This is a genomic window from Pantoea sp. SGAir0430 (genome assembly GCF_043549295.1).
Genome location: NZ_CP039427.1, coordinates 940,547 through 955,378 on the forward strand (window position 1 = coordinate 940,547; position 14,832 = coordinate 955,378).

Annotated in this window: 12 protein-coding genes and 1 pseudogene; 4 read left to right on the top strand and 9 right to left on the bottom strand. The window is 56.4% G+C overall.

Annotated features, from left to right (window positions below):
- Window positions 1-88: 88 nt before the first annotated feature.
- Together E7738_RS04560 and E7738_RS04565 are read left to right on the top strand one after the other, a co-directional pair.
- On the top strand, window positions 89-1,678 hold the full coding sequence (locus E7738_RS04560) for a PTS transporter subunit EIIC (protein ID WP_104092982.1): 1,590 nt from the start codon (window positions 89-91) through the stop codon (window positions 1,676-1,678).
- Window positions 1,679-1,866: 188 nt separating this feature from the next.
- Window positions 1,867-2,763 (top strand): LysR family transcriptional regulator, encoded by an 897-nt coding sequence (locus E7738_RS04565; RefSeq protein ID WP_058774755.1) that lies wholly within the window; start codon window positions 1,867-1,869, stop codon window positions 2,761-2,763.
- Here E7738_RS04565 and E7738_RS04570 read toward each other — a convergent pair.
- The 5 genes from E7738_RS04570 to sapC form a co-directional block, all read right to left on the bottom strand.
- Window positions 2,760-3,890 (bottom strand): CMD domain-containing protein, encoded by a 1,131-nt coding sequence (locus E7738_RS04570; protein ID WP_104092981.1) that lies wholly within the window; start codon window positions 3,888-3,890, stop codon window positions 2,760-2,762. The genes E7738_RS04565 and E7738_RS04570 overlap by 4 nt on opposite strands.
- Window positions 3,891-4,084: 194 nt before the next feature.
- Window positions 4,085-4,873 carry an enoyl-ACP reductase FabI gene (fabI, locus tag E7738_RS04575; RefSeq protein WP_021505963.1) on the bottom strand — a complete coding sequence of 263 codons (789 nt, stop codon included), beginning with the start codon at window positions 4,871-4,873 and terminating at the stop codon, window positions 4,085-4,087.
- A 141-nt stretch (window positions 4,874-5,014) separates the two neighbouring features.
- Window positions 5,015-5,818: a putrescine export ABC transporter ATP-binding protein SapF gene (sapF, locus tag E7738_RS04580; RefSeq protein ID WP_059012295.1), complete on the bottom strand. Its 804-nt coding sequence runs from the start codon at window positions 5,816-5,818 to the stop codon at window positions 5,015-5,017.
- Window positions 5,818-6,813, bottom strand: coding sequence for a putrescine export ABC transporter ATP-binding protein SapD (gene sapD / locus E7738_RS04585; RefSeq protein ID WP_021505966.1), 996 nt, complete (start codon window positions 6,811-6,813; stop codon window positions 5,818-5,820). Before sapD ends, sapF begins: the two co-directional genes overlap by 1 nt.
- Window positions 6,813-7,703, bottom strand: coding sequence for a putrescine export ABC transporter permease SapC (sapC, locus tag E7738_RS04590; protein WP_104092980.1), 891 nt, complete (start codon window positions 7,701-7,703; stop codon window positions 6,813-6,815). The genes sapD and sapC overlap by 1 nt, the downstream gene beginning before the upstream one ends.
- Window positions 7,704-7,781: 78 nt before the next feature.
- On the opposite strand from sapC, the pseudogene E7738_RS04595 reads away from it, so the two are divergent.
- Window positions 7,782-7,939: pseudogene (locus E7738_RS04595) on the top strand (Arm DNA-binding domain-containing protein); the annotation flags it as partial.
- A gap of 255 nt (window positions 7,940-8,194) precedes the next feature.
- On the opposite strand, the gene E7738_RS04600 reads toward E7738_RS04595, so the two are convergent.
- The 4 genes from E7738_RS04600 to sapA form a co-directional block, all read right to left on the bottom strand.
- Entirely contained in the window at window positions 8,195-8,584 is a 390-nt protein-coding gene (locus tag E7738_RS04600) for a hypothetical protein (RefSeq protein ID WP_394516140.1), read from the bottom strand.
- Window positions 8,585-9,420: 836 nt separating this feature from the next.
- Window positions 9,421-10,431: a hypothetical protein gene (locus E7738_RS04605; RefSeq protein ID WP_394516141.1), complete on the bottom strand. Its 1,011-nt coding sequence runs from the start codon at window positions 10,429-10,431 to the stop codon at window positions 9,421-9,423.
- A 411-nt stretch (window positions 10,432-10,842) separates the two neighbouring features.
- Window positions 10,843-11,808, bottom strand: coding sequence for a putrescine export ABC transporter permease SapB (gene sapB, locus E7738_RS04610; protein ID WP_021505968.1), 966 nt, complete (start codon window positions 11,806-11,808; stop codon window positions 10,843-10,845).
- Between the two features lie 2 nt (window positions 11,809-11,810).
- Window positions 11,811-13,433 (bottom strand): ABC transporter substrate-binding protein SapA, encoded by a 1,623-nt coding sequence (gene sapA, locus E7738_RS04615; RefSeq protein WP_058758605.1) that lies wholly within the window; start codon window positions 13,431-13,433, stop codon window positions 11,811-11,813.
- Window positions 13,434-13,832: 399 nt separating this feature from the next.
- Between sapA and E7738_RS04620 the strand changes: the two genes are divergently transcribed.
- A complete protein-coding gene (locus E7738_RS04620; RefSeq protein WP_040679533.1) occupies window positions 13,833-14,762 on the top strand; it encodes an ABC transporter substrate-binding protein in 930 nt (309 codons plus the stop codon).
- Window positions 14,763-14,832 lie beyond the last annotated feature (70 nt).

Consider the following 14,832-nt stretch of genomic DNA (forward strand, 5'->3'; position numbering starts at 1 on the left):
AATTATCGGCTGTCGCGCGCCGGCGGGTAAGTGTGCGGCCAAATAGTGGCTAATAATTGCTCTTTCCGTTAGCAAAAGGGCGCGCTCCATGAAGCAACTTGCCAGTCAGGTTCACGCATTCGGCAAAGCCTTAATGATGCCGATCTCCGTCATTGCTGCCGCCGGTATTTTTCTCGGTCTGGCCGCCGCGTTGCAGAATCCGGCGATCACCGGTGAAGCATTTGCCAGTTTACAGGTGCCGCAGTTGATCATCGGTTTTATTCGTAAAGTGGCGGGCGCGCTGTTTGCCAACCTGCCGGTATTTTTTGCCGTCGCCAGCGCAATTGGGCTGGCCAAAGCGGAGAAACCCACCGCCGCGTTTGCGGCAGTGATTGGCTATATCGCCATGAATGTGGGGATCAGCGCCACGCTGGCGGCGAAAGGGCTGACGGCAGCCACCACTACGCCCGAAGCGCTGCAGCAGGCGGGCATGGACCAGACCAGCGCCATGATGACGTCAGCCGAGTACATCGACATGCTCGGCATTTTTACCTACAACATGAGCGTGCTGGGCGGGGTGATTGCCGGCCTGCTCACTGTGATGCTGCACAACCGCTTCTATACCCAGCAGTTGCCCACGGCGATCAGCTTTTTTGGCGGGCGTCGCTTTGTGCCCATCGTGACGGTGGTGGTGCTGCCGCTGACGGGCGTGCTGCTGGCGCTTATCTGGCCAACCATCGGTCAGGGCATCGCGTGGGTCGGTCAGATGATCGGTAAAAGCGGTCAGTACGGTGCCTTTTTGCTCGGCGCCTGCGAGCGCCTGCTGATCCCGACCGGCCTGCATCACATCCTCAATGAAACCGTGCGCTTTACGCCGATTGGCGGCATGGCGACGGTGGACGGCCAGACCATCGTCGGCGCGCTGAATATTTTCAACACCTCGCTGACCCATCCCGGCGCGATTCCGGACGACACCGTGCGTACCGCCACGCAGTTTCTCGCCCAGGGCAAAATCCCGGTAATGATGTTCGGTCTGCCCGCCGCCGCGCTGGCCATCTATCACACTGCCAAACCTGAACATAAGCAGCGGGTCAAAGCGCTGGTGCTGGCCGGCGCGCTGACCTCGTTTACCACCGGCATCACCGAACCGCTGGAGTTCTGCTTCATCTTCGTCTCACCGGTGTTGTACGTGATGCACGCGCTGCTGACCGGCCTGTCATTTATGCTGATGTCGATGCTGCACCTGATGATCGGTAACGTGCAGGGCGGCGCGATTGATCTGCTGGTGTTTGGCATTCTCGGCGGCAGCAAAACCCACTGGTGGTGGACGCTGGTGCTGGGCGCCATCTATGCGCCGGTTTATTACTGGGGCTTTCGCTTGGTGATTACCCGGATGCAGGTGGAAACGCCGGGGCGCGAATCCGAAGAGGAAGCCAAACCGCTGCAGGTGGCGGCGGATGAACGCACCCGCGTGATCATCAGCGGGCTGGGCGGAGAGGCCAATATAGAGGACGTCGATTGCTGCTTCACTCGCCTGCGCGTGCGGGTCAAAGAGATGAAAGAAGTGGTGGATCAAACGCTGCTGTCGACCGGTGCCAACGGCGTCAACCGCGTCAGTGAGCACGATGTGCAGGTGATTTACGGGCCGCAGGTCGAGAAAATCGCTAACGAGGTGAAAAGTGCGCTCGGCGTCGCCTGATGCCGGGCGGTACCGTTAATCATGTGGGGCGCGGTCGGTGGCGACCCGCCGCGTCTCCGCGTATACATCACCCGCTATCCGCCTGAGCAATCCGCCTGACAACGCAGAAATTTCTTCGCTGAGTGCGCGTTGGGGCGCGACGAGTTTTGCTACCATAACGCGATAAAATTTCGACGGTGGATAAGAAAATCGACATCAAGCAATTGATTTATTTGTGCAATTTGGAGCGCGAGCGCCATTTTGGCCGCGCGGCGGAGGCCAGCTTCGTCAGCCAGCCCACGCTCTCGATGCGGCTTAAAAACCTTGAGCGTGAGCTTGGGCTGTCGCTGATCAATCGCAGCAACAACTTTGACGGCTTCACGCCGGAAGGGGAACGCGTGCTGACGTGGGCGCGCGAAATTGTTTCGGTGTATCAGGGACTGAAGCTGGAAGTGGAGTCGCTCAAATACGGCGTCAACGGCACGCTGCGGCTGGGCGTGATGCCGCAGTGCAGCGTGGCGCTGCCGGCGTTATTGAAAGCGGTGGAAGCGCGCTATCCGCAACTCGACTATCGCGTTTCCGCCATGAGCGCCGATCAACTGCTGGAAGCGCTTAACAGCCACACCGTGGACGGCGGTATCGGCTTTTTTGAGCTGACGTCACTGCGGGAACTGCATTTCCAGACCGCGCTGCTCAACGATCGCGGCGTCGAAGCCATTTTCCATCCCGATCATTTCCCGGCGCTGCTGCAGCATGAGCGGCTGTCGCTGCACACGCTGGCGAGCCAGCCGCTGTGCCTGGCCGAGCCCACGCGCTATTTCCGGCGTTACCTCGACGGACAGCTGCGTGAAACCGGCGTGCTGCCGCGAGTGATTGTGGAAAGCGCCTCGGTGATGCAGCTGATTCAGAGTGCGCAGGTTGGCCTGGGCGTCATGGTGTCGCCCTGCGGCCATCTGCTACCGGAAATGCTGCACCATCTGGCGCGCCGGCCGATTGATATCGCGCCGATGGGACGTCAGGCGGCGCTGGTGATTGCCGAGCCGGGCAGGGCGTCGCCGCTGTCGCAGCACTTCTTTGACGAAGCACGACGCCACCTGGCGGATTAGCGCGCTTCGCCCAGCGCCATCAGCAGTCGATCCTGCCAGCTGGCAAATGCCACCGCCTGCATCAGCGTGAACAGGCGCTCGCTGCCCCAGCCCGCGTTTAACAGCGGCTGCAGATGGGCAGCACTGAAGCGCTCCGGCAGCCGGGTAAGCTGGGCGCTCAGCGCGATTACCTGCTGCGTCAGGCTGTCATCGCTGGCCTGATCCACACCGTGCAGCAAATGCGTGCGCCAGCCGTTCGCCAGCTGCGCGAACTGGCGTCGGCAGCCCAGCACGCGCGCGCTGACTGCCTGCGCCAGCTGTTCCTCTTCCCCACCATAAGCCTCAAGCCGCTGACGCAGCGTCGCCCAGCCATACAGCGCCTGGGCATCGTGCACCAGCAGCCAGACGGCGTCGTCGAGTCCGGCCATACCCTGACAAAAGGTCACCGCCGCCAGCTGGTCAGCGCTGGCATAGCGCAGCTCAACCGGCTTGATGGCGTGCTGCCAGGCAGCAGCCTGACTGAACAGCGCCGCATCGGCGTCGGCGGGCGGCGTGACGCCAGGGATCCAGCGCACCGGCAGGCCCATCATCGCCTGAAGCGCGGCGACCACGCGCGCCTGATAGCTGACGTAGCCTACTAGCTGGTTGAGCGTAACGATATCGGGTTCAGTCAGGCCTACCGCATCCAGCGCGCTGATGCTGCTGGCGGTAATCAGCTCCGGCTGCATCGCCAGCTGGCGCGCATACTGCGTGATTTGCGTCAGGCGATTATTGCTTTCGCGCGAAGAATCCGGTCCCGGCAGCGGATTAAGCCGCGCCGAGTAGTGATTGCACAGCCGCTGCACGCCAGCCACCTGCGCCACCGTGAGTGCGGTGCTGAGACGATCGTAAAGCGTTAGTGTATGGGTCAGCGAAGTGCTGACCGCATCGGGCAGCAGGGTATGGCTCAGGTCACGTGCCGCCTGTAGCACTGGCTGAAAGTGCTGCAGCAGCGGCTGCAGGGCGCTGGCTTCCTGCTGCAGGCCGAGCAGAAAACGGTCATCAATATGAGCGGCTTCGGGAACCAGGGGAGCAGTAGCGGACGTATGCGGGCGAGTCTGGCTTTCATAAAACCAGTGGTCATGGCCGGGAGAACGGCGGTGTTCCATGGTCATTCCTTTCGCAAAAAACGGACTGAGTGCACAACGGGCAAATCTGAAAAGCGCATCGCCACTCAAGGGCTAGCTTATCGTCGCTGAACGGCTGTCCACGGCAAAAGAATGATGGGGAATAATTAATAGCGTGTGGCTATAAGGCGGGGAGAGAAAAGAAAAAGGGCGAGCACCTGGCTCGCCCGCAGAACTTATTTCAGTTCCAGCTCGTTCATCGCGGCAATGCTGAAGCCGCCATCCACGTGCACCACTTCACCGGTGATACCACCCGCCAGGTCTGAACACAGGAAGGCCGCAGAGTTACCCACGTCTTCGATGGTGACGGTGCGGCGAATCGGGGTAACCGCTTCGCAGTGTGCCAGCATCTTACGGAAATCTTTGATGCCTGATGCGGCCAGGGTACGGATTGGACCAGCAGACACGGCGTTAACACGCACGCCTTCCGGACCCATCGCATTCGCCATGTAACGCACGTTGGCTTCCAGCGACGCTTTCGCCAGACCCATCACGTTGTAGTTCGGGATAGCGCGCTCTGCACCCAGGTAAGAGAGGGTCAGCAGTGCTGCGTTCGGGTTCAGCATCGCGCGGCACTCTTTGGCCATCGCCACAAAGCTGTAGGCGCTGATGTCGTGCGCGATTTTGAAGCCTTCACGGGTAACGGCGTTCACATAGTCGCCATCCAGCTGGTCGCCCGGGGCGAAGCCGATGGAGTGAACAAAGCCGTCAAATTTCGGCCAGGTTTTTGCCAGTTCAGTGAACAGGGCAGTGATGCTCTCGTCTTCTGCCACATCGCACGGCAGAACAATGTCTGAACCCAGTTCTTTAGCGAACTCTTCCACGCGACCTTTCAGTTTGTCGTTCTGGTAGGTGAAAGCCAGTTCTGCGCCCTGTTTGTGCATCGCCTGCGCAATACCGTAGGCGATGGAAAGTTTACTGGCAACGCCAGTAATCAGAATGCGCTTACCGGAAAGAAAACCCATAGCTGTAATCCTTATGGTCATTGTTGTTGGCGGTCGCGATGATTAAAAATTGTGCGACCGACGTTAATCGACGTGCGGATTCTAGCACGTCTGTATCAAATGGGGTAAATCGCGCCGCGTTTTCCGCTACGGCCGTAGCACTCAACGCTCGCGCCGCCACGCCTCGGCGGTTAACGCTTCGCCAAAATGGCTGGCAATCAGCCGTTTGGTTAAGTCGTGCAGCGGCGAGGCCAGCACGTCAGCGGTGCCGCCTCGCTCCACCACTTCGCCCTGATGCATCACCAGCACCTGGTCGCTGATGTGCTTCATCATGCCAAGATGCTGAGTAACATAAATATAGGCGATGCCGTGTTTCTCCTGCAGCTCCAGCATCAGGTTCACCAGCTGCGAACGCATGGTCATGTCCAGCGAGGCGAGGGCTTCATCAGCGACAATCACCTTTGGCTGCAGAATCAACGCGCGCGCCAGCGCCAGACGCTGCTTCTGGCCGGGGGCCAGCATGTGCGGATAGTAGCCGGCGTGGTCGCGCAGCAGCCCGACCTGACGCAGCGTGGCAATAATGCGCTTTTCGCGTGCTTCATCATCAAGCCCGGTATTCAGCCGCAGCGGAAAATCAAGGATCTGGCTGACGCGCTGGCGCGGATTGAGCGACGTCGACGGATCCTGAAAAATCATGCGAATCCGCTGGCTGCGGTAGCCGTAATCGCCATAAGAGAGCGGGTGATCGTCGATCAGCATCTCACCTTCGCTTGGCGCCACCATGCCGCTCAGCATCTTCGCCAGCGTGGATTTGCCCGAACCGTTCTCGCCGATAATGGCCAGCGTCTGCTTTTCGCGCAGGGTAAAACTGACGTTTTTCACCGCTTCAACATGCTGGCGTCGGAACAGCCCGGTGCGGTAGCGGTAGGTTTTGCTCAGGTTGCGCACTTCCAGCAGGGTTTCCATTATTGGCTCTCCATATTCAGCGGGAAGTGGCAGGCATAAAGATGCGCTTTAGTGCCGCTCAGGCGCGGCGTTTCGATGCATTTACGCTGCGCGTAAGGGCAGCGCGGACCGAGACGGCAGCCAATCGGCAGATGTTCCAGCGACGGTATCGCGCCGGACAGCGTATTCAGGCGGCTTTTATGCGGCAGCGCGCGGCCAAAGTCGGGCATAGCGCGGATCAGCGCCTGCGTATACGGATGGTGCGGCGTTTCCATCAGATCGTCACTCTGCGCCGTTTCCACCGTTTGTCCGCAATACATCACGTTGATGCGGTCCGCCCACTGACTCATGGTGCGCAGGTCATGGCTGATCAGCAAAATCGTGGTGTTGTTATTCTGATTGAGGCGGCTCAGCAGACGGAAAATCTGCGCCTGCGTGGTGGGTTCCATGGCATTGGTCGGCTCATCGGCAATCAGCAGGCGCGGCTGATTGGCCAGCGCGATGGCGATCATCACCTTCTGACATTCGCCTTCGGTCAGCTCATACGGGAAGCTGCGCATAATGTCTTTGTGATCTTTAATGCCGACGCGGTGCAGCAGCTCAATGGCGCGCTCTTTGCGCCAGAACCACAGGCGCTGATACCAGCGGCCTTTAAAGGTCCAGCGTGGAATGGCCTGCATCAGCTGGCGGCCGACACTTTCAGAAGGATCGAGGCAGGATTGCGGCTCCTGAAAAATCATCGACACGTTATGGCCAACGATACGCCGCCGTTCGCGCGGCGACAGGCGCAGCAGATCGATATCATCGAACACCATGCGGTCGGCGGTGACGCGCCAGTTATCTTTGGTCACGCCGCAGATGGCTTTCGCCACCAGACTTTTCCCCGAGCCGGATTCGCCCACCAGGCCACGCACTTCGCCCTCGTTTAGCGTCAGATTGATGCGATCGACCGCTTTCACCGGACCTTCAGCGGTCATGAATTCAATGGTCAGATTTCGGATGTCCAGTAACGGCATTATTCCACTCCCGCAGCGACGGCGCGACGGATGCCATCGCCCAGCAGGTTAACAATCAATACGCTTATCATCAGCGCGGCACCCGGCAGCATCACCGTCCACGGCGCCACGTAAATCAGCTCCAGCGCGTCACCCAGCATCGCACCCCATTCGGGCGAGGGCAGCTGCGCGCCGAGGTCAAGAAAGCCGAGCGCGGCGATGTCGAGGATCGCCATCGACAGCGAGCGGGTAAATTCACTGACCAGAAGCGGCAGGACGTTTGGCAGCACCGCATTCCACAAAATATTCAGGTTGCGCGCGCCATCCAGCCGCAGCGCCACCACATACTCTTTTTCCATCTCATCATGCACTGCCGTGTAGATTTCGCGCACCAGACGCGGGATCAGCGCCAGCAGTACCGCCAGCATTGCATGCTCCAGCCGCGGGCCAAGAAAGGCCACCACGATAATCGCCAGCAGCAGAGAGGGAATCGACAGCAGCGTATCCAGCACGTGATTCATCACCGCCGAGCGCAAACCGTGGGTTATCCCCGCCAGCACGCCCAGCAGCAGCGCGCAGATTGCTGCCAGCACCGTAACCAGCAGCGCAGAGCCAACCGTCGGCGCCACGCCGCTCAGTAAACGGCTTAGCACATCGCGCCCGAGATCGTCAGTGCCGAGAAAGAAGGAGACATCGCCGTAGCGCGACCACGACGGCGGCAACAGCTGATAGCCGAGAAACTGCTGGTCGATACCGTAAGGGGACAGCAGCCCGCCGAACAGGCAGAGAAACAGCAGGATGCCGAAGCCGTACAGGCCAATCATGGCGCTGGTATCGCGATAAAAGCGCTGCCAGCTGAGGCGAAACGCACTCGGCAGCCGCTTCTCGGCGTAGATGTTATCTGAGGGCATACGTATCCGTTTTACTAGGGTTTAATTCGCGCAATTTTTATTCAAAAAATTCATATCAGGCGGTTATCTCGATTTCGTTTTTTTTGGTATCGCTGGAGGGCAAGCCCATCCAGCTAACTATAGGGGATTATCCGTCGATACCCCTGTCGCAGGCAAGGGAAGGGCGTCAGCAATATAGACTGTTAATCACCGAGGGGCTAGATCCTCGCCAGCAGGTAGCTCCAGACAGCATAAAAATTGAAAACGACATTGGCTGTCCATCAACAGTGGCTGGTTTTAAAAGTTTGCTTCAGGAAAGCGCTCCCGGTATCAGTTGCAAAGAAAATGATGCTCTGATAATCGATTCCTGTATGTGCTGGCTGAAGCAAATTTGCCCGGATAAAGTTTCAGGTGGCAAACGGGTTCATTGAAGGCTGCCTGGCGATGCTGGATGACAGGCTGAAGATGGATAGCTGGGACTGAGAAAAGGCCCTGAGGTGGGCCTTTAATTATTATGGTAACAGGAGACCGATAATAGCGAAAACGATGAAACATGTCGTAGCTGCAAACCACAGTGCAGAAAAAAGCTTCATCCAGCGGGGTATTTTGATGTTTTTATCATCAAAGAAGGCGTATGCCGGGTCATTAATGTCCATAAGAAATATTTTCTTCCTCTGGCTCAGTTTTATAAAAAACCGTATAACCGGAAATGCACCAAAAAACCCCACCATGTAATAGAAAGAACAAGGGGAGGGGAATTTATATTTCATGCTGTAAGAAGAGATTAATTTATGATAGCCTTTTCTTTTTGCCACATAGACAAGAAATGAAAAAATTATCAGCCCACTACCCAATAAGCCAAAAAATAATGATGTGCTCGCTAATAATTTATCAGTTATCATAGTAGCTCTGTTACTTTATTGACGATCGCTTCTGCACCAGTGCTGCCAAGGTAACCACCTGCTACAGATCCTACAACAGCACATGCCACCCCACATACACCCACGGTAGCAATACCTACAGCAGCACAAACACCGGCCATTGCAGCACCGCCATATGCCCCTCCAACTACTCCTCCGGCAGTGCCAACTATAAATTTTGAGTAGTCCCTTACAGCAATTTTCCCACATTCCCCTTACTGGGGCATCCACCACATCATTCGTGGTCCCAGCAAAAGAAAGGCCAGCACAACTGCTATGTGATCCTGGATTCGCACATCCGTAACACCAACGAAACCGTGTCAACCGGCAAGATGGATGTAAAGGGCGCCGGCGCGCTCACTGACATGCCGGATAAAGTGATGTCAGTCTGGAGGTGGATTGATTCTCTACTTTGGCTCTTATAGGGACCATTGAAGTATCATGGCAAAAGCAGGCCAAAAATAGCAAATAACACATAACATGCGGTAGCAGTGAACCAAAGAAAAGAATAAAGCCTCATCCACTTACGTATTTTCATTTTTTCGTCATCAAAAAAAGAATAAGCGGGATCGTTTAAGTTAATGTGGCTCATTTTTTTCTTTTTGCTTAATTTTATAAAAAACCTAATGACGGGGAATGCCCCAAAAAATCCAGTCATATAATAGAATGTGCAAGGGGCAGGTAATTTATACCTTTCTTGATAAGAGGATACTAAATTAGTGTAATCCTGTCTTTTAAAGATGTAAACGACAAGTGACACGATTAGAAGGACGCAGCCTAAAGCCCCAAAAAACAGTGATGAGCCAGCCAATATTTTATTAGTTATCATAATGGTCTATTACTTTGTTGAGTATTGTCTCTGCCCCTGTGCTTCCTACATAACCACCGGCGACTGAACCAACAACTGCGCATGCAACCCCTCCAGCACCCGCTGTTACAATTCCTATAGCAGCACAACCAGCTAATGCGGCAGAACTACCCCATACGCCACCCAGCATGCCCCCACCTGTTGTAAACGCAAATTTTGAATAGTCTTTAACCGCAATTTTCCCACATTCACCTTCCCGGCCTTTACTGCAAGCATCCACCACATCATTCGTGGTCCCAGCAAAAGAAAATCCAATGCCAATAAAACCTCCCATTTTCATGAATCTGGCGGCTTTAGCTGCATTGCCTACATAATAAGAATATCCTGGTATAGCGCCTATACCCACCGTCGACCACTCGTGAACTATCGAACGACTGGACAAGTTCAGCGCACGTTTCATACTCTCGTACTGCTGGAATTTTATGGAGTATCGGGCCAGATTTTTGAGTAAGGGCTTATTTACTAATTCCTTTAACTGATTCAGCAACTGATTTCGCTCGACAAAAAACTGCTGCCCAATCAGCGTTCCCTGGGTGCGAAACTGATTCTGATAACTTGCCTCAATTTTCTTTAGCGTCTGCTCAATGGCATTGAAATATTTTTCACCGGCATCTCCGGCGGTTCCGAAAATTTTATCTCCGGCACTGGTTAGCGCCGCAATCATGCCGTAGTGCTTTTGCATAAAACCGGCTTCTTCGACATTAACGCCGATTAATGCGTTATTAGTGCGTGATTTTGCCTGTTTTAATGTTGTGAGTGCCTGCATAGTTAGAGGAGCGGGTGTATCCGGGTCAGCTACAATCAGTATCTGTCCCGGCCTTAACCAGGGCGTATCGGCATTTAGTTGCATAAACATGTTTACGGCTGGGCTGCGAATGTCCCTGAAGATCTCCCTTGCCTGATAATCCAGAGATCCGGCGCGTTCTACTACACAATATCCGGGGGCGATGTTACGTGCCATGATTCCATTCTCCAACTATTGGTGTAACAAGCTTAAGTGAGGCGCGTCCAATAAAGCTTTCAATAATATAAATAATTCTACTGCGTTACGCAAAAAGAGTTATAACCTGCTTTGTGTGGTCACCACGCACTGAAACATAACATTCGAAATCTCGCAAATCCGCTTCATCCATAATCTGAAGCCTATGATTTGAAAGTTCTACTCCAGCCTGCGACCTTTAACTTTCCACCGAATATTATACTCTGCACAGCTTATTGTGCAGAGCTGGTTATTTACCAGGGTGTTAGTCACTCATCGCCGCAGCTGCCAAAGCATAATAATGTATCCATCTCAGAGTGCTTCAATTATGATTTTGCTGAGTCACTTCATGCATTATATTGATATATAATGTTTTTTATCTAAAATAAAACTCTATCTGAGGGCATACCACTCCTTGTGTTTCAGCGGATTGAGCGCCGCACCGATAATATCCGACAGTACGCTGACCAGAATTACCAGCCCGCCAACCACCATCACGCCCGCGGAGATCGCCGCGTAATCCTGCTGACGGATGGCGTTAATCAGCCAGCGTCCCAGTCCGGGCCAGTTGAACACCACTTCGGTGATCATCGCCAGCGTCAGCATGGTGGAGAATTGCAGGCCAAGACGCGGGATCACCGGCGGCAGTGCGTTGTGCAACACGTGACGGCGAATCACGGTGAAGCGCGACAAGCCGCGCGTTGCCGCTGCCTTGACGTAATTTTTATCCATCACGTCGCTGGTGCTGTTGCGCAGCAGGCGAATCACTTCGGTGGTCGGTGCCACAGCCAGCACAATCACCGGCAGAATCAGGTGCGTCAGCGCGCTGACCAGCATCTCATGCCGCCACGGTGAAGGGCTAAGCCAGGCGTCAATCAGGGCAAAACCAGTAATGTTCTGCACCGGATAGAGCAGGTCGAAACGGCCGGAAACCGGCAGCCAGCCCAGCGTCAGCGAAAACAGCAGGGTAAACAGCAGCGCCAGCCAGAACACCGGCATCGAGAAGCCGAGCAGCGCCAGCGCGCTGATGGCTTTATCCTGCCATTTATTGCGCATTACGCCGGCGCAGATGCCGAGCGGAATACCGACCAGCAGCGCCAGCATAAACGCCAGCACGCACAGTTCCAGCGTGGCGGGAAACACCTCGCGCAGCTGTATATCAATTGCCTGACCGTTGGTACTGGAGACGCCGAAATCAAACTGCAGCAGCCCTTTAAACCAGAACCACCAGGCATCGAACAGCGAGGCGCCTTCCAGCGGCGCGTTGGGCGTGAAATAGCTCAGGCTGAAACTCACCAGCGAGAGTAAGAACAGGGTGATGATCAGCAACAGCAGGCGACGCAACAGATAGATGATCATGCTTACTCCTCGCCGTGCTCATCGCGGTAAACCCCGGCGAACGAGGCATTACCGAAGGGACTCAGCACCAGGCCTTTAATATCGTGCCGGTAAGCCTGCAGACGCAGCGACGACGCCAGCGGCAGGACCGGCAGCGCCTGCGCCAGCATCTGCTGGGCGCGATCGTAGCTATCGATACGCGCCGACAACTGCTGCGACAGCAGCGCGCGCTGCAGCGCTTCATCAAACGCCGGCGAACACCAGTGCGCGTAATTGGTCTGCGAACGAATCGCCGCGCAGCTGAGCAACGGGCGGAAGAAACTGTCCGGATCGTTACTGTCGGTGGCCCAGCCGGTCAGGGTTAAATCGTGGTTCATGGCCATCAGCTGTGCTTCCTGAAAACGTCCTTCGACCGGCGCGATGGTGACGCGCACGCCCACCTGCGCCAGATCCGCCTGCAACAGCTCGGCGGTTTTGAGCGGGCTGGGGTTCCACGACATCGAGGTGGTCGGCACCACCAGGCGCAGATGCAAATCTTCAATGCCCAGCGCTTTTAATGCTTCACGCGCTTTTGCCGGATTGTATTCCGTCACGCGCGCATCATTATCGTAGGCCCACGAGGCGCGCGGCAGAATCGAGGCTGCGGTTTCCGCCGTGCCGTAATAAATCGACTCCATCAGCCGCTCGTTATTGATCGCCAGCGCCAGCGCGTGGCGCACTTCCGGACGGTCGAGCGGCGGTTTGCGGGTGTTAAACGCCAGATAGGCGATGTTCATGCCAGGACGCAGCGTCATGCGCAGGCGCGGATCGTCGCGCAGAATCGACAGCTGGCTGGCGGCCGGGTAGGCCAGTACGTCACACTCGCCGGTCAGCAATTTCGACAGGCGGCCAGTGCCGCCCACGCCGAGGTCGATCACCACCTGTTGCAGACGCGGCACGCCTTTCCAGTAGTGCGGATTGCGCGCCAGACGTAGATATTGCCCGGTGCGGTACTCACTCAGCTGGAACGGGCCGGTGCCCACCGGCTGGCGATCCAGCTGTTCCTGCTGGCCTGCCGCGCTCAGCTGGCTGGCGTACTCCTGTGACAGCACCGGCGCGTAGTGGGTGGCGATATGCCACAGGAACGAGGCGTCGGGGCTGTTTAGGCGGATCTCCACCGTATCGTTATCCAGCTTCTTCACGCTCTGCACCGAATCGGCAAACTGCAGGCTGTCGAAGTAGGGATAGCTGCCGCCATTGACGTTATGCCACGGATGCTGGCGATCAAACATGCGGGCAAAGCTGAAGACCACGTCGTCGGCGTTCATTTTGCGCGTCGGCGTAAACCAGTTGGTATGCTGGAACGAAACATCTTTGCGCAAGTGGAAGCGGTAAGTCGCGCCGTTATCGCGCACTTCCCAGCTCTGCGCCAGATCGGGGATCAGGCGATAGGTATAAGGGTCGACGTCGAGCAGGCGGTCATACAACTGTGCCGCCAGCGTATCGACCACCAGCCCGCTGCTGACCATCTGCGGGTTGAAGGTGTTAACCGTGCCGTTGACGCAATAAACAAAGCCGCTGTGGCGGATAGAGTCCGCGGGCGCGGCGAGCGCAGAGGCACTCAGGACGCTGAGACCAAGCAGCAGCGCGGGGAATAATTTTGGCATAGAACTCAACGATTCTCGGGCAATAGCGAGAGTGTATCGCAAAGCAAGCGTACTCCCCAAATCCGCCGCGTATCTGCGCTTTTTTTACCCAGCGGGAGAAGGGGGTAAGCACAACCTTAGTGTGGAAATGAGAAAAATTCTCAATTAGAGCTTTACAGATGATAATAGGAATGATTATTATTCTTCTGCGCTTCGACGGTGGCTCTACCGAAGAAGAGCACGACATTGCTCACATTGCTTCCAGTATTACGTTGCCCGCACCTCGTGTTGCGGGCTTTTTTTTGCGCCCTCATCAGCCGCGCATCGTTATGTTCCTTCCGGCAATCCTCATGCGAAATCGGCATCGGTCATTTGTTACGCGCAGGGTAGTCTGGGCTTTTCATCAGCAGAGAAATGATAATGAAAAGAGTGACTTTAACGATGCTGTTACTGGCCAGCGGCAGCGTCGCGGCGCACGGCGTTACCCTGCGCATTGCCGATCAAAAGGGCAACATGCGCGCCGAGCTGGAAGCAGCGCAGCAGCTCAACGATCTCTCCTACCGTATCGAATGGGCGGAATTTCCGGCCGCCGCTCCGCTGGCCGAAGCCCTGAATGCCGGGGCGGTTGATGCCGGTATTATTGGTGATGCGCCGCTGCTGTTCTCGCTGGCCGCAGGTTCGCAGGTCAAAGCGGTGGCCGTCAGCAAATCCACCCCGGCCGGGCTGGCGGTACTGGTTGCGCCGGACTCACCCATCAAAACGCCGCGGGATCTGCGCGGTAAACGCATCGCCACCGGGCGCGGGTCGATCGGTCATTTTATCGCGCTGAAAGCGCTGGAAAGTGCCGGGCTGAGCGATAAAGCCGTCAGCTGGCGCTTTCTCACGCCTGCCGATGCGCGCATTGCGCTGGCAAGTGGTTCCGTCGATGCGTGGGCAACCTGGGATCCTTACACCGCGCTGGCAGAAGTAACGCATACCGGCCGCGTGCTGATCAACGGCGTGGGGCTCTCCAGCGGCAACAGCTTCCTCGCCGCCACCGATGCGGCACTGAGTGACGCCAGTAAACGTGCGGCGCTGCAGGATTATATTAACCGGCTGGCGGCCGCTGATCGCTGGGCCAATCGCCACGTTGAGGCATATTCCGCCAGGCTGGCGAAGATCATCGGCTTTCCTCAGGAGGCTGCCGCCAAATCTTTTGCCCGACGTCAGTCACACTGGCAGAGCATTGACGACCACACCGTACAACAGCAGCAGGAAACCGCCGACTTTTATCAAAAGTACGGCCTGATTGCTCAGCCACTCGATGTCAAGCCGACCTTTTATCGCGGTCTGCAGGTGGCACAACAGTAACCCTTTGTGCGCCGGTATTTGGCGAACAGGCGTGATGCGCGTAGCATGGCGGCATCAAATCCGTGGCGGA